The 23,060-nt window shown below is 58.1% G+C and carries 16 protein-coding genes; 8 read left to right on the forward strand and 8 right to left on the reverse strand.

The window, feature by feature from the left end:
• Positions 1-67: 67 nt before the first annotated feature.
• Both paaX and paaY read left to right on the forward strand, forming a co-directional pair.
• Complete coding sequence (gene paaX, locus C3F35_RS22360) at positions 68-1,003, forward strand: phenylacetic acid degradation operon negative regulatory protein PaaX (protein WP_059307777.1); 936 nt, start codon at positions 68-70, stop codon at positions 1,001-1,003.
• Positions 1,004-1,013: 10 nt separating this feature from the next.
• Complete coding sequence (gene paaY, locus C3F35_RS22365) at positions 1,014-1,610, forward strand: phenylacetic acid degradation protein PaaY (protein ID WP_059307778.1); 597 nt, start codon at positions 1,014-1,016, stop codon at positions 1,608-1,610.
• Positions 1,611-2,336: 726 nt separating this feature from the next.
• On the opposite strand, the gene C3F35_RS22370 is transcribed toward paaY, so the two are convergent.
• From C3F35_RS22370 to C3F35_RS22400, 7 genes are read right to left on the reverse strand one after another with little or no spacing between them, the layout of a single operon-like run.
• Positions 2,337-4,541, reverse strand: a complete 2,205-nt coding sequence (locus C3F35_RS22370) for a glycoside hydrolase family 2 protein (protein WP_103792244.1) — start codon at positions 4,539-4,541, stop codon at positions 2,337-2,339.
• Complete coding sequence (locus C3F35_RS22375; RefSeq protein ID WP_103792245.1) at positions 4,531-7,206, reverse strand: hybrid sensor histidine kinase/response regulator; 2,676 nt, start codon at positions 7,204-7,206, stop codon at positions 4,531-4,533. The genes C3F35_RS22370 and C3F35_RS22375 overlap by 11 nt, the downstream gene beginning before the upstream one ends.
• A 2-nt stretch (positions 7,207-7,208) precedes the next feature.
• Entirely contained in the window at positions 7,209-7,643 is a 435-nt protein-coding gene (locus C3F35_RS22380) for a hypothetical protein (RefSeq protein ID WP_032611042.1), read from the reverse strand.
• Positions 7,640-9,034, reverse strand: coding sequence for a DUF3131 domain-containing protein (locus C3F35_RS22385; protein ID WP_077227241.1), 1,395 nt, complete (start codon positions 9,032-9,034; stop codon positions 7,640-7,642). The genes C3F35_RS22380 and C3F35_RS22385 overlap by 4 nt, the downstream gene beginning before the upstream one ends.
• Positions 9,019-10,521: a DUF3131 domain-containing protein gene (locus C3F35_RS22390; RefSeq protein WP_233211645.1), complete on the reverse strand. Its 1,503-nt coding sequence runs from the start codon at positions 10,519-10,521 to the stop codon at positions 9,019-9,021. The genes C3F35_RS22385 and C3F35_RS22390 overlap by 16 nt, the downstream gene beginning before the upstream one ends.
• A 41-nt stretch (positions 10,522-10,562) precedes the next feature.
• Positions 10,563-11,894 carry a DUF3131 domain-containing protein gene (locus tag C3F35_RS22395; RefSeq protein WP_103792247.1) on the reverse strand — a complete coding sequence of 444 codons (1,332 nt, stop codon included), beginning with the start codon at positions 11,892-11,894 and terminating at the stop codon, positions 10,563-10,565.
• On the reverse strand, positions 11,891-13,705 hold the full coding sequence (locus tag C3F35_RS22400) for a glycosyltransferase family 2 protein (protein ID WP_103792248.1): 1,815 nt from the start codon (positions 13,703-13,705) through the stop codon (positions 11,891-11,893). Before C3F35_RS22400 ends, C3F35_RS22395 begins: the two co-directional genes overlap by 4 nt.
• 284 nt (positions 13,706-13,989) lie before the next feature.
• On the opposite strand from C3F35_RS22400, the gene opgC reads away from it, so the two are divergent.
• From opgC to C3F35_RS22425, 5 genes are read left to right on the forward strand one after another with little or no spacing between them, the layout of a single operon-like run.
• The gene (gene opgC / locus C3F35_RS22405; RefSeq protein WP_103792249.1) at positions 13,990-15,207 is read left to right on the forward strand and encodes an OpgC domain-containing protein; all 1,218 of its coding nucleotides are present in this window, start codon (positions 13,990-13,992) and stop codon (positions 15,205-15,207) included.
• A 10-nt stretch (positions 15,208-15,217) separates the two neighbouring features.
• Positions 15,218-16,117 (forward strand): hypothetical protein, encoded by a 900-nt coding sequence (locus C3F35_RS22410; protein WP_032611015.1) that lies wholly within the window; start codon positions 15,218-15,220, stop codon positions 16,115-16,117.
• Between the two features lie 9 nt (positions 16,118-16,126).
• Entirely contained in the window at positions 16,127-17,335 is a 1,209-nt protein-coding gene (locus C3F35_RS22415) for a PP2C family protein-serine/threonine phosphatase (protein ID WP_103792250.1), read from the forward strand.
• Positions 17,332-17,670 (forward strand): STAS domain-containing protein, encoded by a 339-nt coding sequence (locus tag C3F35_RS22420; protein WP_103792251.1) that lies wholly within the window; start codon positions 17,332-17,334, stop codon positions 17,668-17,670. Before C3F35_RS22415 ends, C3F35_RS22420 begins: the two co-directional genes overlap by 4 nt.
• Before the next feature lies 1 nt (position 17,671).
• A complete protein-coding gene (locus C3F35_RS22425) occupies positions 17,672-18,127 on the forward strand; it encodes an ATP-binding protein (RefSeq protein WP_103792252.1) in 456 nt (151 codons plus the stop codon).
• 12 nt (positions 18,128-18,139) lie between these two features.
• On the opposite strand, the gene azoR is transcribed toward C3F35_RS22425, so the two are convergent.
• Positions 18,140-18,745, reverse strand: coding sequence for an FMN-dependent NADH-azoreductase (azoR, locus tag C3F35_RS22430; RefSeq protein ID WP_032611010.1), 606 nt, complete (start codon positions 18,743-18,745; stop codon positions 18,140-18,142).
• A 203-nt stretch (positions 18,746-18,948) separates the two neighbouring features.
• On the opposite strand from azoR, the gene hrpA reads away from it, so the two are divergent.
• Positions 18,949-22,851, forward strand: a complete 3,903-nt coding sequence (gene hrpA / locus C3F35_RS22435) for an ATP-dependent RNA helicase HrpA (protein ID WP_103792253.1) — start codon at positions 18,949-18,951, stop codon at positions 22,849-22,851.
• Positions 22,852-23,060: the final 209 nt, after the last annotated feature.

The raw sequence follows: 23,060 nt of genomic DNA on the forward strand, positions 1-23,060 counted from the left end.
CCGTATTGGGGAGGGTCACGCGTCTGGTGCTATGCTATGATTCATCCGACAAAATAATCACAACAGAATGAATCACATGAGTAAACTCGACGCCTTTATTCAGCACGCGGTCAGCTCCGTTCCCGTCAGCGGCACGTCGTTGATCTCCTCCTTATACGGCGATGCGTTGTCCCATCGCGGCGGCGAAGTCTGGCTGGGTAGCCTGGCGGCACTGCTGGAAGGGATGGGCTTTGGCGAACGCTTTGTACGTACCGCGCTGTTCCGCCTGAACAAAGAGGGCTGGCTGGATGTGGTTCGCATCGGCAGACGCAGCTTTTACCGACTGAGTGATAAAGGGTTGCGCTTAACCCGGCGGGCTGAGGCAAAAATTTACCGCGCGGAGCTGCCAGCCTGGGACGGAAAATGGTTGTTGTTGCTCTCCGAAGGGATGGATAAAGCCACGCTGGCGGATGTGAAAAAGCAGCTGATCTGGCAAGGTTTCGGTACGCTTGCCCCCAGCCTGATGGCCTCCCCGTCGCAACAGCTGGCGGATGTCCAGACCCTGCTGCACGAAGCGGGCGTGGCCGAGAACGTGATCTGCTTTGAGGCGCATTCGCCGCTGGCGCTCTCCCGCGCCGCGCTGCGCTCCCGGGTTGAAGAGTGCTGGCAGCTTAGCGAGCAGAACCTGATGTACGAAACCTTTATCGACTCGTTCCGACCGCTCCTTCCGCTGTTGCGCGAGGCCACCCCGGCAGAGCTGACGCCGGAACGCTGCTTCCAGATCCAGCTGCTGTTGATCCATTTTTATCGCCGGGTGGTGCTCAAGGATCCGCTCCTGCCGGAAGAGTTACTCCCGTCGCACTGGGCAGGCCAGACGGCCCGCCAGCTGTGCATCAACATTTATCAGCGCGTCGCGCCAGGTGCGCTGGCGTTTGTCAGTGAGAAAGGGGAGACCTCCGTCGGCGAACTGCCGTCGCCGGGTTCTTCCTATTGGCAACGCTTCGGCGGCCTGACGCCTGCGTAAAGGAGGTAATGTGCCTGTATATCAAATCGATGGTATGACCCCGGTTGTTCCGCAAGAGAGTTATGTGCACCCGACAGCGGTGCTGATTGGCGATGTGATCCTCGGCAAGGGGGTCTACGTCGGCCCCAACGCCAGCCTGCGCGGTGATTTTGGCCGTATCGTGGTGAAAGACGGGGCCAACATCCAGGATAACTGCATCATGCACGGTTTCCCCGAGCAGGACACGGTCGTGGAAGAAGAGGGCCATATTGGTCATGGCGCTATCCTTCACGGCTGCGTCATCCGCCGGAATGCGCTGGTGGGAATGAATGCGGTGATCATGGACGGGGCGGTAATTGGCGAGAACAGCATTGTCGGCGCGGCCGCGTTTGTTAAAGCGAAAGCGGAAATGCCTGCTGACCATCTGATCCTGGGCAGCCCGGCGAAAGCGATTCGGGCGCTGAGCGAGCAGGAGATGGAATGGAAGAAGCAGGGCACCCGTGAGTATCAAACCCTGGTGGAACGCTGCAAACAGACGATGCATCAGGTGGAGCCGCTACATGAGGTGGAGCCGGATCGTAAGCGGCTGGTGTTTGACGAAAACCTGCGACCAAAATCGTCCAGCTGAGCGGCAACCCCCTGAACAAACGGGATCGGGATCACGTAATTATCTGTTTTCATGATATTAAACAAGAAAGTCTAACAGTGCGTAATTAGGGTGTTGACTCTGCATCTATAATGAGTAAATTAGAACTCAGCACCACAGCGAAATAAAGGTTTCACGGTGCGGTAATATAGCAGTAACGAGATGCGATAAAGGCCACGAAGTAGTGTAGTTTGGGTCCTGGTAAATAAGTGAATACCAGTTAGAACATGCTTTCAGGCCATGCAGTAAATAAGTACGATCGCATAGTGGGGAAGTACACGCGATGATGTAAGGCCTTGTTTCAAAGAGTAATGGCCGCGATTAGGGGACGTAAGTATGGCGTCAAGAATATCGCGAGGCAATTAAGGCAACGCATCAAAAGTATATATCGCGTGGGTGATGTACACGACAGGAAATGATGTTATTTCACATACTTATCAGAGGAGGTAGCGTTAACTGGTTTAAACGGTAATCCTGTGAGAATACGTACATCTTTGAAGTTGTAGTGTGTAATTAAGTTGATGAATGTTAATTATTAATTTGTTCGTAACCTGAAGGCCCTGGCAATTATTTGCTGGGGCCTTTTCATTTGCTGTAGCTTTTATCCCACGTTCCGCTTTTGACGCCAGCAGGCGTCTCGTCAACTCGCTGGCGATACCAGAAGGTGTGAACCCTCTCAGACAAGAGGGTTTGCCACACGATGACGCTTTACTCCCCCGTAGACGGCGGCTCTACAGGCTCTTCGCGCCGGTTTTTACCCACCGTCTTGCCCGCTTTATCTTCAATGCGATACTCAATGGTCACAGGCTTACTGCGGGTCGGCGTGACGTTAATCTCTTTTATCTTGTTGCCCGAGTCGGGCGGCAGAGTCATGACCGTCTCACCTTCAGCAAGACGTTGTCCACTTTGCCTCACCTGCCACGTAAGACGGCAATCCTCGCAGGCAGACCAGGTATCGTTGATTGCCCACAGGCGTACCGTCGCCTCGCTTCCCTGACGCCAGACGGCGGTCACGGGTTCAATCGAGGGCAGGATCGGTTGATAGGCTTGTTGCAGCGCGTAATAGCCCGCTTTCGGTTTGCGCAGGTAATCCACAACGCCCCAGTTGATCGAGGGCCAGGTCTCGACAAACATAAAGTGGAAGAGGGCGGTCACGGGCTGATAACGCTGCCGACGATAACTCTCCGCCGCCATAGCCACCAGCTCCGCCTGATACGCCTGGGTGTTATCAATCATCTCCTGAATGTTCTTCCCGCGCGGGATGTTGGCGAACTTAAAGGTCTGGAACGGCTGAAAATTATGGTACTTCCAGAGCGTCCAGCCAGGATCGTCTGCCGCTGTACTCTTCGGCCACATAAGGTGGGCAGGCACAATGGTTTTCAGGGTTGAGAGGCGCGGCAGGGCCTGGGCGCCAAACTCGGTGATGATCCCGGTTTTGGCGGGGGCGAGCAGATCGCGCATGGTGCCGAAATACCACCCTGCCCAGTAGTGCTCCTCCACGGCAGAAAAACGATGCACGATGCGGGAGGTGTCTTCAGCCAGGGTATCACCTACCCGTTTTGTCAGAGACTGGTTTAAGGTTTTATTCCAGTCGGGGAAGCGTTTTTCCATCCACGGCGAGTTCCATGGCGGCTCGTTGTGCCCGCCCCAGACGATAATGGCCGGGGAATTACCGAACTGTTCAACCATGTCGCGGGTCTGACGCACCGCGTTGTCAGCAAATGCAACGCTGTTATCGTAGCCCCACTGGAGGGGGACATCCTGCCAGATCATCAGCCCCATCTCGTCGGCCACCTCATAAAGCGCGCGGCCTGCCACATGCCCGTGAACCCGGATCGCGTTGGCGTTCATCTTCTCCACGAGCGCGAAATCCTGACGATATTTATTCCGCGTCATAGTGCCGAGCCAGGGGGAACCGATGTAGTTGCTGCCTTTAATAAACAGTCGTCTGTCATTGATTCGCCAGCCCTTGTTATCCGGCTGTTCCTCCAGTTTGCGCAGACCCGTCCGGGTGACGGCGGTGTCCATTACCCCCTGGTCATCCACCAGGGTGGCGCGGATCCGGTACAGGTTCGGCTTGCCATAGCCTGCCGGCCACCAGAGCCTGGCACCTTTCATCGGCAGCGTGACGCTCAGGGTCTGGACCTGACCATCCGACTTTGTCAGGTTTACCGGAAAGTCCTGCTGAATACGCTGGCCGTTAAAATTATCCGGCGCAGCCGACAGGCGCAGGGTCACTGGCCCGTGCGTCTGCGCCCGGTAGCGAATGTCGGCACGCAACACCGGGTTTTCCAGCCCCTCGCGCCAGTCCGGGCGGAGGATCACGTCGTCGATGGTGACGCCGCGGCTCAGATGCAGTTTCACCGGTGCCCAGATCCCGCCGGAGTTAGCATCCTGACCCTGCTCAGACCAGGCACCACCGGGGCGGGTGTCGTGTTGGTTAAGAATCCCTTTGAACAGCGTTTTGTGCAGCGGCCAGATTGTTTTGGGATCTTCCCGGGGGCTGTCTACCCGAACGGCGAGCCGATTGTGGCGGCGCAGCGTCTCAGTGACATCCACAGAGAATCGCTGGAAATAGCCCTCGTGACGGGCGAGATTTTTGCCGTTAAGCGTCACCCCGGCAAAATAGTCCACGCCATCAAATACCAGGGTAGCCATGGTATCCGGGGCACGTTCGGGCAGCGTAAATTCGTGCCGGTACCACAGCGCACCCTGATGATCGTATCCGGCGCTGTACCAGTTGGCAGGTACCCGAAGCGTACGCCAGCCCTGGTCAGAAGCGCTGGCCCCGTTAAAGGCGGTATCGTTGGCGTCATGTACCCGCCACATCCCCGCCAGAGACCAGGTGACCGGCTGGCTCGCCAGCGCCAGCGGCGTGCTGAACATCAGCAGCAGACCAAGTTTAGAGATCATGCTTTACCTCCTGCGCTCTGTGGCGCAGCCACGCGACGCTGCGCCCGGCCTCAGCGGTCAGCTCCCGGCGCAGCAGGCTAAGTCTGGTCTGGTCCAGGGACACCGCCTGGCTCTCAAGCTCCTCGAGCAGCCCGGTAAGGCCGGTAAAACCAAGGGTGACGGCTTCGCCGCGAAGCCGGTGCGCCGCCCGGCGCAGAGCCTCACGATCGTCATTATCGATAGCCTGGACGATGGCGGCTATCGCCTCGTCGAGTCCTTCGCCGAACAGTTCCAATAGCTCCTGAACAAGGCTGGGATCGTCGGCGCACTGTTTCAACAGACGCGCTTCGTCTGGCATGCCCTGGTCTTGTGGCTGGCCGACGCGGGCTATTTCATCCTGCAGCGCCTCCTGGCTCACCGGCTTGGCGATATAGCCGTCGAAACCCATCGCCAGGCAGCGCTCCTTATCGCCCTGCATGGCGTGAGCCGTCATGGCAATGGCGGGCTGGTGGCTAAGGCCACGCGCTACCGTCTCTTCCCGCAGCAGGCGAATGGCGGTTTCACCGTCCATCTCCGGCATTTGCAGGTCGATAAGCAGCACGTCCCAGGTCTGCTCGCGCCAGCGCGCCAGCGCCTCACGGCCATTATTTACCACTTCGCACTGGTGACCGAGCCGCTCCAGCAGGCGTCTGGCGACTTTCTGGTTCACCAGGTTATCTTCGGCCAGCAGAATGTGCAGTTCGGCCTGTGCGCGGGTGGGAGCAGCCACCGGGACAGGGGTCGGATCCGCAAGGGGGGCAGGTGCAAGGACACGGGTAATGGTCTGGTAGAGTTCGCGCTGGGCAACCGGTTTGTGAAGATAGTGCGCGATACCTATGCGTTTAAGCATGTTGGCATCAAAATGACGGCTCATTGAACTCAACATAATGATATGACTCTGACTGGCCTGCGGCAGAACCGAAAGTTCAAGGGCCAGCGAAACGCCGTCCATGTCCGGCATTTGTGCATCCAGCAGGATCAGCGGCCAGTGGGCACCTTCGGCGACCCGCCGTAACGCCTCCCCGGCGTTGTTCACACAGGTTGGCGTCAGGCCCATCTGGCGAAGCATGGTATCAAGCAGGCGCAGGTTAGTACTGTTGTCATCCACGACCAACACCCGTTCGCCGTTGAAGCGAGCCATGGGAGTGCCCGTTGCTGACGCTGTTTGCGGGTTCTCCAGCGGCAGGGTGAAGGCAAACTCGCTGCCTGCTCCGGGTTCGCTCTGCACCGTCAGCTCTCCGCCCATCAGGCTGACCAGCCGGGCCGAGATGGTTAGCCCCAGGCCGGTACCGCCATAGCGGCGGGTGGTGGAGCTGTCGGCCTGGCTGAAGGCCTCGAAGATGGCCTTTTGCTTCTCAGGCGGGATCCCGATACCACTGTCGCGAATGCGAAAACGCCACTCCCCCTCGGCGTTGCCGGGTTCAATCGCCAACAGGACCTCGCCCTGATGGGTAAACTTCAGGGCGTTGCCCAGCAGGTTGGTGAGGATTTGACGTAGCCGGGGGCCATCCACAATGAGCACCTCCGGCACCGCGGGCGAGATATCCACCAGCAGCTCGATGCCTTTTTCGCTGGCGGCAGGCATGTGCGGGCGGATCAGCGACTGAACGAAGGGGCGGATCTCCAGCGGCTCTTCGTCCACCGACATCTTGCCCGATTCAATGCGGGAAAAGTCGAGAATGTCATTGATAATATGCAGCAGCGACTGGGCAGAGCTCATCACCAGAGAGAGGTATTCCCGCTGCTCCGGGTTGAGCTGGGTGTCCAGACAGAGCTGGGTCATGCCCAGAATACCGTTCATCGGGGTGCGGATCTCATGGCTCATGTTGGCGAGGAAGGCGCTTTTCGCCTCGTTTGCCTCGCGGGCCACTTTTGCCGCCTCAATCGCCAGCAGCTCGGCCTCCTTGCGGCGGGTAATATCCTGTAGGGTGCCGATCACCCGTTCAGCCTGCTGCTGAATAGTGAGGGTCACTACCTGGCCGGAGATCAACATCCAGCGCCAGCCCTGAGTCGGGTGCTGGACGCGGATCTCACACTCAAACACCGGCATATGGTCTTGCTTAGAGGCGATCATTGCCTGGCGCAGGGTGGTGCGATCCGCCTCGTGGACGAGGTTAAGCAAAAAGCGCAGCGGATAGTGCAACTGCACCCGCGACTGACCGACCATGGCCAGCAGCGTATCGTTCACCTGCAGGCTGTCGTGAGAGACCTGCCAGTCCCAGATGCCGATCTGGATCGACTCCGCGGTCAATAAAAAATCGTCATGCAGCTGGTGGCGTGAGCGCTGCGCCTCATCAAGCTCGGTAATGTCCGTATGCAGGCTGGCAATGCCGCCGTCCGCCAGCCGCTGATGCTGCACGTAGAGCCGCCGTTTGCCCGAATGCCATACTTCACGATGGCTCGCCTGACGGCAGTTGCGGATAATCGCCTCGCGCAGCGTCTGGCGGCGGCCGGGGTCGATGTTATAGCCAGCATCAATAAATTTCTCCGCCAGGCTCTCCAGCGTTGCGCCAACAGTCAGCCAGGGAGCGATCACCGGATAGAAGCGCGTCATCTGGTCATTCCAGGCCAGCAGGCACTCGGCCGGATCGTAGATCATCACGCCCATGGGCAGCGCGTTGAGGTCGAAATTGGATGTGGATTGCATAGCTAATCGCCTCCGGGCTGATAGTGCAGCTCCGCCTGGCGACGCAAATACTCCAGACCGGGCGCGATTGCCATCGCCCAGGCGGTAATGATCTCCTCATCACAGAGAGGATCGCAGGCGCGCACGGTGTTAAGCATCGCCTCCCGCCACATGGCGAAGAATCGCGGCGGCAGACGCAGGCCTTCATCGCTCTGCTCCCGTGCCAGGCGCTCAAGAAAGTCCGGCACGAACAGCACGCCATCAACGGCGAGCATGGCGAAAAAGCTCTTGAAGATCATCTGCTGGCCTTCTTTACCCGGACGCCGGGCGAAATGCTGCTCTGTTTCGGGGGACATATGGCTAAAGGTGTCCCAGAAGATATCGAAAAAGCGCTTTTTGTCGTGCTCGGGTATCACCCGGTTCAGGCTTGCCTCGAAGAGATCGCGATAAAATTTCATGGTGCGGTCCTCACGGCTTTTTCGCCCGGCAGACAGAGACCGGGTGGGTTGAATTGATCCGTCGTGCGGCGGGAGAAATAGCTGTTGTCATCCGCCAGACCGTTTTCAAACAACGGCCCGGCGTTGTGTTTGTACAGCAGGGCTTCCAGCACCATGGCATTCGTAGAGAGGGTCAGGGTCGGGTTGATGTCCCCGGTCGCCTCCACGCGCCCCTCAAACCAGCCCTGTTCAGGGTTGTTAAGATGCGTGGTCACCGCCATCAGAGCGTCGGTGTACTCGGTCTCCCACAGCGTCCAGAGCACAAAGACCGCTTTGGTGGTGACCTGAGCCAGCCGGGGATAATACCTGCCGTCGTCTCCCAGGGTGTTCCACGCATAACCGTTACCCCACACGGTGTCTTCGACGTGCCAGGGAGCCTGGGCGAGATAGAAGTCGGCGCGTGCGGTAAGCACTTTGTCACGCTCCCAGCGCGTTTTCTGGCTAAGCCATACCCCTTCGGCCCGCTCGCGCAGCGTCTTTTGCACATCAGAGGGCACGCCGGGCGGTTGCCAGCCGAACTCCAGCCCCGGCAGCATGGCGGGCAGGGTGCTTAGCAGCGAAGGCTGCCAGGTCGTGCGCGGGTCGCGGGCGTCAACGGCCAGGCTGCGCTGATAGATAATGACGTTGCGGGAAGGGGGGATAAGCGCTTTACCCACCGGAAAACCCCACAGGTGAAAGGCCGTGGCGGCGTATTCGCTCTCACCCAGCCGCAGCTCGTCGCGCACGACCGTCTGGCCGTCCTGCAGCGAGGCGGATCGCAGCTCCCCCTCGTTATCCATCACCGGACAGAAATTCCAGCGCAGGATAATTTTATCCAGGTACTCACGATACTGGGGGGCACGCTCGGCGGTGAGGCGCAGGGCCAGCATCAACCGCGCCATATCTTTTGCTGACCAGCCGCTTTTCACCGGTTTGCCGCTGAAGTCGATGGGGGTTGCCGTCCGGCTGGAGTAAAGCCGCCCCGGGGTACGGGTATCGGTGAGCGTCAGGCGATTCAGGGTGCCGAGCAGGCGCGTCAGCCGGGCGTCAAACTCGGCTTCTTTGACCAGATCCAGCTCCCGGGCGGCGAGCAGGGCAATCAGGGTATCGCCCATCTGCCACAGGGTGACGCGCGGCTGCTTGTCGCTGCCGTTGACCAGCCCGGTCTGCGGCTGGGTGTTATTCTCGAAATAGCGCCAGGCGATGCGCGCCCACTCTTGCTCCTGCGGCGACAGACTGCTTATGCGCGCGGTGGAGTGCCAGCCGCCTTTGGTCAGCCAGCGCCACCCGGCACCTTCCCGACTGAACAGGGCGAAGGCGATAAGCAGAACGAGAGCGGCGACGGCCAGCCAGCGAGCTAGGGTTTTAAGCATTGCGCGGTCACCGGCGGGAGTTTAACGGGTTCATCCGCGTTGCAGGTGGCGCACTGGCAGGCCTGACAGGCCGGTCTGGTGCGCTGCGTGGTCCCGGTCTGTTCACACCAGGTTTTGACGGCTGGCGTGCTGTTCAGGAAAGGACGGTTGCGCGGGGTGTTATTCGGCTCAAAGAGATCCACCAGCTTTTTGTCCCACAGGGAGGGGGCGAAATCGCGGTTTTTGGGATTGTCGGTGTTGAAGCGCAGCAATTTGCCCTCTTTTTTGAACAACAGCGCTTCCAGCATGATGCCGTTGTTATTGGCCGTGAACTCCTTGATCGGGCCGTCGCCGTTTTCGTACAGGCCCTCGTAATAGCCTTTCCCTTCCTCATTGGCGTTTTCGATGGTGTCCAGCAGGCGATCGGTATAAGGCGAATCCCAGAGAACCCACATGCCCAGGGCGGCTTTCAGCGATACGGCGGCGGTATTCGGAACGAACTGACCTTTGTCGGTAATGGTGTTCCAGTTAAAACCGTCGCTGAAGACGGTGTCATAAACGAAGTAGGGGGATTTATCGAGCTGGTGCTCAGAGCGGGCGGTTAGTATACCGGTGATGGCGTAGCGGTTCTCCTGGGCCTGGTATACCCGGTCGGCGAAGTTTTTCATCCACGGATGGGAGTAATCGCGCGGGCTGTTATTGCGGTCTGTCGGATTATCAAATCCAAACTCCATGCCGTACAGGACGTAAGATTCGCTCACCACATAGTTATGCTGACTGGTTTGACGCGGATCGCGGGAATCATAGGGCACCATCACGCAGTAAATTTCCGCCAGTTCATAGGGCTGGGGACGGCTGGACTGACAGGTACTGAACCCCCACAGGGCAAAGCCCGCCGCGCCGTACTCCTCATACCCCAGACGCCCCTCCTGCACATATTTCGGCTGGCCGTTTTCCAGATAGGCACCGTACAAGGTGCCGCAGGGATCCACCGCGTGGCTAAAATCCCATCCCAACACCACGTTATCGATGCTGTTGCTGTACTCGGGATAGCGCTCTTTTATCACCTTCAGCCAGACCAGCATCCTGCCGATGTCCAGCGCCGAAAACCCAATCTCGCCGGGCTTGTTCTGGTAGTTCACCTTCTGCCCTGAAATGGTGTTATAGGCCTTGTTGGGCAGCTCGTTGCGAAAGAGATCCAGCTTGTTCAGCGTGGCGAGTAACTTCAGCATCCTGCGGTCAAATTCGGCTTTATCAATAATCCCCAGCTCCCGCGCTGCCGTCATGGCGGCCATGTAAGAGGCGCTGTCCCACATGGTGGTGGAGGGGTATTTATTTACCGCGTTGACCAGCCCGGTGGTGGGCTGAAAGTTCGAGGCGAAATATTGCCAGGCATTTTTGGCAATCGCCATCTCTCTCGGGGTGAGTTCGCCGCTGCGAGGCTCGTACTCAGAAGCCGGCAGCCCGGTCGCGGCTTCAGCCGCCGCGAGCGAAAGCCAGATCGCCATGAGCCCGGCCAGAAGAGGAAAGTAGAGTAAAGATTTCAGCTTCATGGCGTAGCTCCTGCTGAAGAAGTGGGTGGTGTTATTGGCCCAAGACAGGCCAGACAGAGCATCTGGCCCCGGGCGATATAGGCCAGGCTTTCGAGAACAACGGCATTGGTATCGGCGTCAACGACGTCGTTGACGCTGCTGTCAGGGTTAAGCCCACGCTGCCAGCCCTTGCCGGGCACCTGCAGCTTCTGGACCTGCTGGCGCAGCGCTTCGCTCCAGCCGTTGCGGAACAGGGCATACCAGGCAAAGGCGGTGCGGGTGGAGGTGATCGCTAATTGCTCCGGGGGGGCATCGTGCAGGGCGCTATTTTGCAGCGGCTGACGGTCAGGCAGATCGTTCACGTAATCGGGCGCAGGCTCGGCGTAGTCGGTGCTGATGGGGGGCTTACTGATCCGAAGGCCGTGCCGACGCTGCTGGATCTGCATAATGCGCCAGGCGATCTCCGCGCTCTGGGCATCAAAGCCCAGCTCAAGGCCGGTTAAGAGATAGGGAAGGCTAATCAGCGAGGGTTGTCGCCCCCAGGGCGTACGCAGTCCCTCGTCAGGCACCATGATGCCGTCGATATCGATCATCTGTTGCCCTTCCGGCGGGTTGGTGACTGCCAGGCCCGCCGCGCTGTCGATCAGCCGAAGCGTGTGGCTGGCATACAGGCGATAGCCGAAGCTGTTGCGCGGTTCATCCACGGCCAGCGCCCAGTGGTGAAGCGGGGCTGCGGCCTGGGTGGCGGTGTTATTGGCGACCAGGGCGCCCACCTTCCACTGGTTAAAGAGATCGCGCACCCCGGCGGCATGCTGAGGGTATCGCCACAGCAAGGTTTGCAGGGCGTTAAGCAGGCGACCCATCCCGATAGCGGAGGAGTCCGCTTTACCCAGAATTTCCAGGGAATCCGCGTGGTAATAGGCGGCGGGCAGCCCCTCGGCATTGAGCGGTAGCCGCCCCAGAGTAAAGAGCGCCGCGGTGATCCGCTCGTCAAATTCGTCGGTTGTCAGAATGGTGAGCTGTTTTGCCGCCACCAGGGCAAACAGATAGCTTCCGGTACTCCACAGACTGAGCCAGGGTTCGCCGTCGTGTGCATTCGCCAGCCCGTTCGGCTGGGTATTGTTGACATAATACTGCCAGGCCACCCGCGCCCAGATCGCCTCGTCAAAGGTCAGCTCGCGCGAAGTAGGCAGGGGCGGAAAATCCTGACTTAACGTCATGCCCGCGCTGCTCTCAATACGCGTGGGCATCTGCTTCTCGACCCAGACGACAATGGCGAAACCCAGCAGAAAACCGATCAAAATGGTGAGATAGCTGCGGGCAGACAGCAGCGCGTCGCGTTTGCTCATTGGCTCGCCTCCTCGTCGGCTGGCGTCCACATGGCGGCGAGGATCAGGGGCAGCATGGCGGCGATATTCACCGCCCCCCAGAAGATATTGATCACGTAGCCGGAAGGGTCGTCAACCTGGCCACGCGCCACCTGAATCCCACCCCAAATAAGCCCCGCCAGGGTAAGCACGACGATGGCGATCTGCGGTTTAACAAGATAGAGAAACCGGCCCGTCTGGCGCTCTTTCGGGGTCACGTGAAATTTGATCTGTTCCCCGCGCAGAACGGTATCCAGCGCCCGCAGGTTCATGGAGAAGAAGGAGAGGTAAGAAGCCCTGCCGTCCCAGGCCGAAATCCCCCAGGTACCGAACATAAAGGCCAGCTCGGACATAATAAAAAAGGGCAAAAAATGCAGGTAAAACGGCTCAGACCAGGCCGACACCGGGGGGATGCCGGTGAACAGATAGATAATGGGCGAAATCAGGAAAATGGTATTCCATACGCAGGCCATGTAAGACCAGAAGGTGGTGGCGTACATCAACGTCTGCGGCAAAGAGAGCTTAAAGCGGCGGCGGCTGAAAATATTGTCGTGGAACAGAATATCCAGCGACCCTGCGGCATATTTAAAACGCTGGATCATCCACGTCAGCATATCCTGCGGGGAGAGCATTTTAGATTCGATACGCGGGTGCATCACCGAGCGCCAGCGGCGTGCGGCGTCCCCGTGCAGCAGGATGGAGGTATAAATATCTTCGGAGACGTGAAACTTATAGGGGGTCAATTCGGTGTCGAAGGCCACATGGGGACGCATGGCGTCCTGTAGCGTTTCACGCATCGCGGGATCGCGGATGTCCCGGGTATGGCGGTCGATCTCCTCTTCAACGGTCCAGACGTAGCTGCGCAGGGCCGCCTGCATCACCGCCTCGCGCCGGTGAATGGAGGCCGCGCCGCAGCAGAAGGCGGCGTTAGCCCAGTTGCGGCGACGTAAGATCACGTCATAGAACATGCGCGGATCGTTGAAAAAGGGGTCACGCCCGACGGTAACCGGCCCGATGAACTTCTGGGCCAGCCAGCCCAGCCCGTATCCCGCTTTGCCCACCTTGTGGCCGAGCCAGCGCGGCAAACTTTCCCCTTCCGGCAGGTCGAAAAACCACTGAGGAGTCTGAACCCAGGCCACGTCCGGGTCACGGAAATAGCCCAGCGTGTGGCTGAGCAGCGTGGGGAAGACGCGGGTATCGGCATCGCAGATTACCAGAAAGTCGCCGTCGGTCTGCTCGAGTCCGTTACGCAGGTTGCCAGCCTTGAAGCCAATGTTAGTCTGACGGGTAATGTAATTGGCGCCTTCTTCCTCGCACACGGCTTTCATCTCCGGGCGGCGGCCGTCATCCAGCACATGCACCTTAAAATCCAGCGGCCCGGGGTAGACCACTTTCATGGCGTCGCGAATGGAGAGCCTGACCAACTCCACGTCTTCTGAATAGGTGGCGATAAAGAGATCGACCTTTATCGGTCTCGACGCTTCCGCATCCTCCGGTCGCAGACAGTCGTTAATTTCGCCCGGAGGCGGGTTTTGCGGCGGATCTTCTTCCTTCCACAGATTGATGGTAAACAGCACCGTGCCGATCCAGGCCAGGGTTTCCGCCAGCACCAGCGGAATGGCATACCAGAGTGCGTCGGTATTTAACGAAGCGGTCCAGCGCCAGTAAATATAATTGGCCCCAAGAATCAGTGCGGCAACCGCTAATACCTGCCAGGTCATCATTACCCAGCGCGGTGTCTTTAGCGGTTCAGGCGGCTTGCGATGTTCAAAACGGGAAAAATAAAAATCCATAGCGAAGGATATCCTGATTCCACGATGACGATTAATTAAAGGCCTGCTACCGACGATCAGAGCGCCACGTAAAATAACGTCCACAAAAACAAAATTTAAGGTAAGTGTAGAACGCGGGAAAAATTATTCCAGCAGGGGAAATTGCAACAGTTTAGGGTGGCTTAAATGAAGGTTAATTATTAATAAGCTTTATTCAGCGCGCCGCAATAATTGCCAGATGAATACATTTACGCTATCTAAATAATTGGCACGACGCTTTTTCAGGATCATGAACAGGACTCCCTATGAGCCAGATTGCGCCTGCGTTAGCGCAGAATAAAGGCATATTATCAATGACATGGCGTTATTCTCTGGCAGGGAATCGCGATCTGCGTATTGATTTTATGCGTGGCATTGCGCTGGTGATGATGGTGGTCGCGCATACGGAAGTGATGTCGATATTTAATATATTTACCTGGGAACGTTTTGGCCTGACGACCGGCGCGGATGGCTTTGTTATTCTTTCCGGATTTATGCTAGGCATGTTAAATCGCGCCAGATTACAGAAAGCGGTCTTACTCACTATTTCCTGGGGGCTTTATCTCAGAGCATGGAAAATATACCGGGTTAATATTATTATCATTGTATCCTTTCTGTTATTAGGGTATTTGCCCTTTATTGATGTTTTTGAAGTGACCCATTTTACCGATCGTTTTTCAGGTACCAGTTGGTCGCTCTATCCGGTTACGCCGCAAATAAAAGAGACCTGGTTTAACATTATTCTGTACCTGCAAATTGGTCCCCATCAGACACAAATCCTCGGCCTCTATATTTTTCTTCTGCTGTTAAGCCCTCTGTTTTTAGGGATGCTGCAAAGGGGACACGTCTACTGGCTGCTGAGTCTTTCACTGCTGGTTTATGGTTGCTGGCAGCGTTGGCCGGTGCGGGTCACGCCCTCTGAGTTCGAATTCGCGTTCCCGCTGTTGGCCTGGCAATTTATTTTTGTGCTGGGCATGGCGAGCGGCTGGTACAAAGAGGAACTCATCTCCTTCGCCCGCACCTCTCAGGGCAAAGTGGTGGTGGTGGCGCTGGTGATCGTTGCGCTCGTCCTTGGTTTTGTCGCCCAGAACCATACCAACCCCTTTATGCCGCCCGCGCTCCTGATGCACGTTATCCCGCCGGCGGAGTTTAATGCCTTTTACCACACCTGGGCGGCGAAGAACGGTCTCGGGCCGATACGCGTGCTTAACGATATCTGCCTGATGGTGACGGTCTATCTGCTGCTGACATGGTGCTGGCAGCCCCTGTTCCGGCTGGCAGGCTGGTTTCTGATCCCGCTCGGCCAGCGCTCACTTTATACCTTTATTTTGCATGTTTACGTCGTGCTCGCGGTAAGCCAGTTCGTGACCTTCGATCTCTGGCGTCAGGACTGGATGGTGAACACCCTCGTTCACGCGACAGCACTGGGCGTACTGTGGTTACTGGCGAAATATAACGTCGCCGCACGCTGGATACCTAACTAAGGAAGGGCAAATGCGGGAGAAATATTTACTGGCCTGCGTGCTGTTATGCGCCGCTGCGGGGGCACAGGCCGCTCAGAAAGAGGGTGAGGAGCCGCTGCGCGACAAGAACGGCGAGCCGGTGCAGGCAGGGGTTTTCACCAGCCGCTGGGGACGGCTTTTCTCCGGTAATGACGATGTGTTTTCCGGTGCCCTGAGCTTTAGCTCAGGTTTAAAAGAGCAGTGGATGTCCATCCCCAACAGCTCTGACAGCGCAGAGCAAAAGCGCAAATATAACCAGACGCTGAACCTCAGCCTGCAATATTCCCCCTACAGCTACTGGTTTGCCAATGTGACATCGCGTCTGCCAGTCACCGATACCAGTCGCTATACGGCCGATTTCCGCTACAGCTTTGGCTACGATGACTGGCACGCCAACACCCTGAGTCTGGTTTACAGTAACTACGGCGATAACCGTTTCTGGACGTCCGGGAACCAGCGCCACACCTACTTTGAACAGGGAGCCGTGACCCTGGCCTATAAGTTCTCGCTGCCGAAGCCCCTGGAAAACAGCCTGCTGATTAATAAAGGTGATTCCATCATCTGCCAGGTGGGCTACAGCTGGGTGCCGCGTTATTACGATCTGGAGAGCAACGATATCCGCAGCAATAAGAATGTGATGCTGGGCGGGTGTGGGTACACCTTTAAGCAACATTTCTTTGTGCGCGCCACGGCCTTCTGGTACCCGGACAGCAGCCAGCAGCAGCCCTGGAATGGCGACTACAGCTACAGCTTTGGCTACGCAGGGTATACGCCCGGCTCCTTCTCCGTTCAGTATGCCAATTACTCTGGCACCCGTTATCCCGGCCACGAGAGCGGCAACGGCAAGTTTCGTGAAGGCACGGTCAGCCTTGTCTGGTTCTTACCGCTTTAGGGGGGCGCTATGTCAGCACAGCACGTCCTGATTGTTGAAGATTCGCCGGTCTACCGTCGTTTGCTTGCGCGGATGCTCGCCCAGTGGGGCTATACCGTCAGCGAGGCGGAAAACGGCATCGCCGCGCTGGATATCCTGGCAAACCAGCCGGTCAGTCTGGTGATCAGTGACTGGGAGATGCCGGAGATGGACGGCCTTAGCCTGTGCCGGGAAATTCGCAGCCGTCAGTTTGGGCACTATGTTTACGTTATTCTGCTGACCGCCCGCGAAGCGCCGGACGATTTAACGCTGGGGTTTGACGCCGGGGCGGATGATTTTCTCAGTAAGCCCGTGGAGCAGAGCGAGCTGCGGGCGCGGCTGCACGCGGGGGCGCGAGTGCTATCCCTGGAGTCCACTCTCGCCGCGCGCAACGCACGTCTGAGTGAGGCCCTGCGCCAGATTGAACAGGATCTGGAGGTCGCCGCGCGTATTCAGCAGTCAGTCTTGCCTGCACACCAGCAGCGTCACCAGGACTACTTCTCCGACTGGATCTTTCTGCCGTCGGCCTGGGTTTCCGGCGATATTTTTAACGTCTTCCCGCTGGATAACCATCTGGGGTTCTACTGCGTGGATGTCTCCGGCCACGGCGTCGGCGCGGCGATGATGTCCCTCGCTGTGGCCCGCCAGTTTTTGCACGGCAGGGCGGTGGAGCGTTTTTTGTTTACCGCTGACAACGAGGTGGCATCTCCCGCCGAAGTGGTGCGGATCCTCAACGGTCGTTTTTGCAGCGACGAGGTGGAGATCGTGAGCTATTTCACCATGATTTACGGTGTTATCGATCTCGCGACGGGCGAGGGCAGGCTGTGCCAGGCCGGTCATCCCACTCCCTTTATCGTCACGCCGGAGGGCGAGGCGAGGACAGTCGGCAACGGCGGCGCGCCGGTGGGGCTGATGCCGGATCTCTGCTGGACAGATGTTCACTTCTCGCTGGCGGCCGGTGAGCGGCTCTGCCTGTTCAGCGATGGTATTACCGAATGCGAAAACCTCGTCGGTGAACAATTTGGTCAGATGCGGCTCCAGGCGTCGCTACAGGCGGGCGTGGGCCTCACGCTGAACGAACTCCTGCCGCAGTTTGCCCGGCACCTTGTTCACTGGCGCAGTGGGGATAATAAAGAACCGCTGGCGATGGCTGATGATGTCTCACTTTTAGTGATTGAGCGTACAGGAGAAGAACCATGAATATTGATACAGAGCGGCAGCCCAACGTGAACATTATGACCCCCGCAGTGCGCAGGCTGGATGCCTCGGTGGCAGCGGTTTTTAAGGAGGCCATCATCCGCGAGACAGGCGAGGATCGCAAAGCCCTGATTCTCGACTTCAGTAAAATTGATTTTATCGACAGTAGCGGGCTGGGAATGCTGGTGTCTCTGCTGAAAATGATGAACGGTAAAGGCGACATGGTGCTGTGCGCCCTGAACCCGGGGATCCGCAATATGTTTACCCTGACCCGGATGGACCGAATTTTCCGCATCTGCCCGGATCGTGCCGCGGCGCTTGCGCAGCTGAATCCGTGATATGTCCGTGGCTAACGATATCGCGCTACCGGCCGCGTTAACCTCGCTCTCGCCGCTGGCGGAGTGGCTGGCACACCAGCTTGCTTCGCTGCCTGTCGATGAGGGATGGTGCTTTGCGCTCGATCTCGCCGCCTGTGAGACGGCGACCAATATTATTCGCTATGCGCTGCACGAGGATGCGCGCAGCCTTTTCAGGGTGGAATTTATCACCACCGACGTGGGCGTGCGCCTGCGGTTTACCGACGCGGGCGCGATCTTTCCTTCAGAGCGCCTGGCTACGGCACGTAAAGAGACGTTTGATGATGACGCGCTGCTGGCGGAAAGCGGGCGTGGGCTGAAGCTGATCCTGCTGTCGGTAGACAGGTTTGATGTTGAATGCCGGGACGGGAAGAATATTGCTACCCTGGAAAAAGGGTGGCCAGAGCTGAAAAACAAAAACCCTCCCACCGGGCGGTGAGAGGGCGAAATCTTATGCCGCTACCAGGCTGTCGATGGCAGCTTTCGCATCGTTCTGCGCTTTGGTCGCCACTTCCGGGCCGTAAGCGATACCTTCAGCAAACACAAAGTTCACGTCGGTGATGCCGATAAAGCCCAGGAACACGGACAGGTACGGAGCAATCAGGTCGGTTGGGGTATCTTTGTGAATACCGCCACGGCTTGTCAGCACGATCGCACGTTTACCGGTGACCAGACCTTCAGGGCCTTTTTCGGTGTAACGGAAGGTTACGCCAGCGCGCGCCACCAGGTCGAAGTAGTTTTTCAGCTGCGTCGGGATGTTGAAGTTATACATCGGGGCGTTAATCACGATCACGTCGTGCGCCTGCAGCTCGGCAATCAGCTCATCAGACAGTGCCAGCGCTTCCTGCTGACGTGGAGTCAGTGGCGCATCGCTCGGACGCAGGGCACCAACCAGTTCACCATCCAGTACCGGGATTGGCTGAGCGGCCAGATCGCGGACGGTGATTTCGTCACCGCTGTGCTGTTCACGCCACTGTTCAACGAAATAATCAGACAGCTGACCAGACTGAGAGTACCCTGCCAGAATACTGGATTTAAGAACTAATACTTTGCTCATGGGTGATTCCTTTGTTGTATTTGATGAGGGGGCTTGCCCCGTTGCTTGTTGACACTCTATTCACAATCCTGTCGCAGGGATAGCGCAATATATCGAAGCCTATGTTCGAATTTTTTGAATAAGGCGCAAAAACCGGCGATGTGGTACTCTATAGCAATCATTAAAAAGAGATTTTATCCGGCAGTGCACTGCCCGTTAACGCTATGACAGAACAACAGAAATTAACCTTTCCGATGCTGATGCAACAGCTGGATGCGCTGATGTTACGTGACAAACAGCGGTTTGCCCGCCGTCTGCACGGGGTTAAGAAGGTTAAAAATCCTGATGCACAACAGGCCATCTACCAGGAGATGGCAAAAGAGATCGAACAGGCGGCGGGTAAAGTCGTGCTGCGCGAAGCGGCGCGTCCGGCGATCACCTACCCGGAAAACCTGCCCGTCAGCCAGAAGAAACAGGAAATTCTTGAAGCCGTACGCGACCACCAGGTGGTGATTGTGGCGGGGGAGACCGGGTCGGGTAAAACCACCCAGCTGCCAAAAATTTGTATGGAGCTGGGACGCGGGCTAAAAGGCCTGATTGGCCATACCCAGCCGCGTCGTCTGGCGGCGCGAACGGTGGCAAACCGCATTGCTGAAGAGCTGCAAACCGAGCCGGGCGGCTGCATCGGCTACAAGGTGCGTTTCAGCGATCACGTCAGCGACAACACCATGGTCAAGCTGATGACCGACGGGATCCTGCTGGCCGAGATCCAGCAGGATCGGCTATTGATGCAGTACGACACCATCATCATCGATGAAGCGCACGAGCGCAGCCTGAATATCGACTTCCTGCTCGGGTATCTGCGGGAGTTGCTGCCGCGTCGCCCGGATCTGAAAGTCATCATCACCTCGGCCACCATCGACCCGGAACGTTTTTCGCGCCACTTTAATAATGCCCCAATTATTGAGGTTTCAGGCCGCACGTACCCGGTAGAAGTACGCTACCGTCCGATGGTCGAAGACGCCGACGACACCGAGCGCGATCAGCTGCAGGCCATTTTTGATGCCGTGGACGAGCTGGGCAACGAAAGCCCGGGCGATATTCTGATCTTTATGAGCGGCGAGCGCGAAATCCGTGATACCGCCGACGCGCTGAGCAAGCGCGACCTGCGCCACACCGAAATTTTGCCGCTGTATGCGCGTCTGTCCAACAGCGAGCAAAACCGCGTCTTCCAGTCCCACAGCGGCCGCCGCATCGTGCTGGCAACCAACGTGGCGGAAACCTCCCTCACCGTGCCGGGTATTAAATATGTGATTGACCCCGGCACGGCGCGTATCAGCCGATACAGCTACCGCACCAAGGTGCAGCGTCTGCCGATTGAGCCGGTGTCACAGGCCTCGGCCAACCAGCGTAAAGGTCGCTGCGGGCGTGTTTCGGAAGGGATCTGTATTCGTCTCTATTCAGAAGACGATTTCCTGTCGCGCCCGGAATTTACCGATCCCGAAATTCTGCGTACCAACCTGGCGTCGGTCATTCTGCAGATGACCGCCCTCGGGTTGGGTGATATCGCCGCCTTCCCGTTCGTCGAAGCGCCGGATAAACGTAATATTCAGGACGGTGTGCGCCTGCTGGAAGAGCTGGGGGCGATCACGACCAACGAACAGGCCACGGCCTACAAACTGACGCCGCAGGGCCGTCAGCTCAGCCAACTGCCGGTGGATCCGCGTCTGGCGCGAATGGTGCTGGAGGCGCAAAAACACGGCTGCGTGCGTGAGGCGATGATCATCACCTCGGCGCTCTCCATTCAGGATCCGCGTGAGCGTCCGATGGACAAACAGCAGGCCTCCGACGAAAAACATCGCCGTTTCCACGATAAAGAGTCCGATTTCCTCGCCTTTGTAAACCTGTGGAACTATATCGGCGAACAGCAGAAAGCGCTGTCGTCGAACCAGTTCCGTCGCCAGTGTAAGCTGGATTTCCTTAATTACCTGCGGGTGCGCGAGTGGCAGGATATTTACACCCAGCTGCGTCAGGTGGTGAAGGAGCTGGGCATTCCGGTGAACAGCGAACCGGCAGAGTACCGCGAAATTCACATCGCGCTGTTGACCGGTCTGCTGTCGCATATCGGGATGAAAGATGCCGATAAACAGGAATTTACCGGCGCGCGTAACGCCCGTTTCTCCATCTTCCCAGGTTCCGGGCTGTTCAAAAAGCCGCCGAAGTGGACGATGGTTGCCGAGCTGGTGGAGACCAGCCGCCTGTGGGGCCGCATTGCCGCACGTATCGACCCGGAATGGGTGGAGCCGGTGGCGCAGCATCTGCTGAAACGTTCGTACAGCGAACCGCACTGGGAGCGGGCGCAGGGCGCGGTAATGGCGACCGAAAAGGTCACCGTTTACGGCCTGCCGGTGGTGGCCGCGCGTAAGGTCAACTACAGCCAGATCGATCCGGCCCTCAGCCGTGAGCTGTTTATCCGTCACGCGCTGGTGGAAGGCGACTGGCAGACCCGTCACGCCTTCTTCCGGGAGAACCTGAAGCTGCGCAGCGAAGTGGAAGAGCTGGAGCACAAAACCCGTCGGCGCGACATCCTGGTGGATGACGAAACGCTGTTTGAATTTTACGACCAGCGCATCAGCCATGATGTGGTGTCGGCCCGCCATTTCGACAGCTGGTGGAAAAAGGTCAGCCGTGAAACCCCGGATCTGCTCAACTTTGAAAAGAGCATGTTGATCAAAGAGGGGGCGGAGCAGGTCAGCAAGCTCGATTACCCGAACTTCTGGCATCAGGGCAACCTCAAGCTGCGCCTGAGCTACCAGTTTGAGCCGGGCACCGATGCCGACGGCGTGACCGTCCATATCCCGCTGCCGCTGCTCAACCAGGTGGAAGAAAGCGGGTTTGAGTGGCAAATCCCCGGCCTGCGCCGCGAGCTGGTTATCGCCCTGATTAAATCACTGCCGAAGCCGGTACGCCGCAACTTTGTCCCTGCGCCGAACTACGCCGAGGCGTTTTTAGGTCGCGCGACGCCGCTGGAGCTGCCGCTGCTGGATTCGCTGGAGCGCGAGCTGCGCCGGATGACCGGTGTCACCATAGACCGTGAAGACTGGCACTGGGATCAGGTGCCCGATCACCTGAAAATCAGCTTCCGGGTGGTGGACGAGAAGAACAAAAAGCTGCAGGAAGGCCGTTCCCTTACCGAACTGAAAGATGCCCTGAAAGGGAAAGTGCAGGAGACCTTATCTGCCGTGGCCGACGATGGTATCGAGCAGAGCGGGCTGCATATCTGGAGCTTCGGTCAACTGCCGGAAAGCTACGAGCAGAAGCGCGGCAACTACAAGGTGAAAGCCTGGCCGGCGCTGGTGGACGAGCGCGACAGCGTGTCAATCAAGCTGTTTGATAATCCGCAGGAGCAGCAGCAGGCGATGTGGCGCGGGCTGCGCCGCTTGCTGCTGTTGAACATCCCGTCACCGATCAAGTATCTGCACGAGAAGTTGCCGAACAAAGCCAAGCTGGGGCTGTACTTTAACCCGTACGGCAAGGTGCTGGATCTGATCGACGACTGCATCTCCTGCGGCGTGGATCAGCTGATCAACGCCGCGGGTGGCCCGGTGTGGACAGAAGAGGGCTTTGCGAAGCTGCACGAAAAAGTGCGCGCCGAGCTTAACGAGACGGTGGTGAACATTGCGAAACAGGTCGAGCAGATCCTCACCGCGGTGTTCAATATCAACAAACGCCTCAAAGGGCGGGTGGATATGACCATGGCGCTGGGGCTGTCGGACGTGAAGGCCCAGATGGCCGGGCTGGTCTATCGCGGGTTTGTCACCGGGAACGGCTACAAGCGTCTGGGGGATACGCTGCGCTACTTGCAGGCGATTGAAAAACGTCTCGAGAAGATGGCCATCGATCCGCACCGTGACCGGGCGCAGATGCTGAAGGTGGAAGCGGTGCAGCAGCGCTGGCAGCAGTGGCTGAATAAGCTGCCACCTGCCCGCCGCGATGACGAAGATGTCCAGGAGATCCGCTGGATGATCGAAGAGCTGCGCGTCAGCTTCTTCGCGCAGCAGCTGGGGACACCATACCCGATCTCCGACAAGCGTATCTTGCAGGCGATGGAGCAGATTTCGGCGTAGCGTGCGGTATGTTCCCCTCACCCCAGCCCTCTCCCCAAAGGGGCGAGGGAGAACACCGGACCGCAGGTCGGGCAAGCATAGCAAAGGGGCGAGGGAGAACACCGGACCGCAGGTCGGGCAAGCATACCAAAGGGGTGAGGGAGAACACCGGACCCTGGGTCAGGCAAGCGTACCAAAGGGGCGAGGGAGAATACCGGACTGTAGGTCGG

Origin of the sequence: Leclercia sp. LSNIH3, assembly GCF_002935105.1 — a bacterium.
GTDB classification, from domain to species: domain Bacteria; phylum Pseudomonadota; class Gammaproteobacteria; order Enterobacterales; family Enterobacteriaceae; genus Enterobacter; species Enterobacter adecarboxylatus.